The sequence below is a fragment of the Proteiniphilum sp. UBA5463 genome, from assembly GCF_002427225.1.
Classification (GTDB): Bacteria; Bacteroidota; Bacteroidia; order Bacteroidales; family Dysgonomonadaceae; genus Proteiniphilum; species Proteiniphilum propionicum.
In genome coordinates, this window is the sequence record NZ_DIQL01000037.1 from 4,288 (window position 1) to 6,360 (window position 2,073).

General features: G+C 46.3%; 3 protein-coding genes. All 3 read right to left on the reverse strand.

Going from position 1 to position 2,073, the window contains the following annotated elements; genetic code table 11:
- Nucleotides 1-509 (reverse strand): BNR-repeat neuraminidase N-terminal domain-containing protein (locus tag B3B27_RS06010; RefSeq protein WP_286847102.1); only part of this gene is annotated, 509 nt, incomplete at its 3' end.
- A 21-nt stretch (nt 510-530) separates the two neighbouring features.
- Nucleotides 531-1,466 carry a dihydrodipicolinate synthase family protein gene (locus tag B3B27_RS06015; protein ID WP_286847103.1) on the reverse strand — a complete coding sequence of 312 codons (936 nt, stop codon included), beginning with the start codon at nt 1,464-1,466 and terminating at the stop codon, nt 531-533.
- On the reverse strand, nt 1,463-2,073 hold a 611-nt coding region (locus tag B3B27_RS06020), incomplete at its 5' end, for a sialidase family protein (protein WP_286845341.1). The genes B3B27_RS06015 and B3B27_RS06020, both read right to left, overlap by 4 nt.

The window sequence follows — 2,073 nt, forward strand, 5'->3', positions numbered from 1 at the left end:
AGGGCCACACCGGCTCTCAGTTCCTTTGCATCATGCGGTAAAATTTTCAGTTTTCCCCGGTCGGTGACTATTTCTTCGCACCGTATTTTTATTTTGTGTGACAGATCGATACTTTTTTTCAGGGTAACTGAAACCCAGAGGATAGTAGTATCTTCTGTTACGGTGAAGTGATTGGAAAAAGTAATCTTCGTTGCAGTAGGCTGCACCTCGCCGACAGGATGATCTGTTTCTAATTTATCGTTCTCTCCTGCCCTGAACAGCATTACCTTGTCGATGTCACTTATATCGGTCGTTCCTTCCAGTGAGAGCGTCACTTTCTCAAGAATATATTCTTCCCGGTTTAAGCCGGTACTATCGCGGATCAACCTGATTTTCTGTACCGGGTTGTACTTTTTTCCAGTCAGAACGGGAAGAGTGGGCGAATCTATTTCGGCGCTTACTCGATTGTTATATCCGCATGAGATGGTCAGCATGACCAGAGAAAGTAAAAACAGTAATTTTCTTTGCATGATAAAAAGATATGTGTGTTGTTATTCAAAAAATTCGGGGATGATATTCACAGCTTTTTTCCGAACATCACCGGCCAAATCTTCCGGAATAGACTTATAGGGCCACCTCAAGCTGGCACCTACGTCGGCCCATTCGCCTACCAAAGCCATAAAACGATCGCAGGCATGATTGGAAAAGTGATGTTGCGTAATAAACGGCTCTATCAGGGTTTTCATAAAATGTTTGATCCTTTGTTCCAACTCCAGCGCCTGACTCATGTCGGTTCGCACTAGTTGATACCATTTCTGGGCAGCCCGTGGGTTCAGACAAGAGACGTTGGAATAGGCTCCCTGTGCACCCAGGCTGATGCCGGTCGCTAGATTATGACCCGGTATAAACACGGAAATGCCATCCCTGTTGTCTTTTACCCTTTTGTACCATTCCAAGTCGGAATTTCTGTCAAACACCTTCACACCCACCAAAGCCGGTATTCCCTTTTTTAAAACCTGCCACTCTTCGGGCTGTAATTGTTTCTTCGCGTGTGGCGGGTTATACAGGACAAGATTGATCTCGCCGGCTTCCGCTGCAATTTTTTTCAGAAATATCGCGCACTCTTCCAAAGTGGGGGGAAACCAATCGGGAAGAATAACTTGTACCGCTCCCGGCTTTAAATGTGTAATCATTTTCAACCGGTGCAGCGATATCTGCGGACTCATGTGACTGATTCCTATTTGAAAAGGGATACCTCCCTTTTCACACTTCACAGCCAGTAGTTCACTAATCCGAAGAAACTCGTCATCGGTCTGTGAATAGAATTCACCGGCAGTCCCGTTTGAATAAATTCCGTTGGGTTGTGAATCGATTAAAACGTCAATCTCATCATTCATTCGGGAAAAGTCAATCTCTCCGTTTTTGTCAGTTGCCAAGAGCAGCGTTGCCCAATTGCCGTATATTTCATCTGAAGAAAGTGGCTTCATGGTACGATGGTTCCCGTAAGAAAAATCTCATTCCAGTCAAAGGAGACAAAGATCATTTTTTCGTACGGTCTTTTTTCTCCGGCTTCAAAAAAAAGGCCCACTCTTCCATTCGGTAACCTGGTAATGCAGGAGTATGCAGCCGGCCCCTCATACACCAGCTTACTGTTGCTCCAACTCCGGCAGTCGTCCAAGCTAACTTTAAGCGTCAGATGATCTCTTCCGTGAGGCACGGCAGGATTGAGAAACAGATGCACCCCTTGTCCGTCCACCTCACCAAAATTCAATACGGCCGCCTGGCATAACGACTCCACCAGCTGAAAGTCGTGTTCAATATCCGACCAGCTTTGCCCACCATCCGTGCTATAACTGATTGCCCTTGCCTGTTTATTATTGTAGGACCGCATGTTCATCAGCAAGGTACCGTCGGATAATTCAGTCACCTGACTTTCGTTGCACCCAGGCTTGATGGATTCGCTTATCTGCCACGATTTTCCATGATCGTCAGAGTAGATCACATGGGCTCCATAGCCATAGGGGCCTCCTGCCAGGTTTCCTTGAGGATCATCGTAACTATGATTCGCCGGAATAACCAGCCTGCCTTTGTAAG

Bases quoted from the DNA above. Each gene is read 5' to 3' on its own strand.
- B3B27_RS06015 (WP_286847103.1), bottom strand. From the start codon at position 1,466: ATGAAGCCACTTTCTTCAGATGAAATATACGGCAATTGGGCAACGCTG.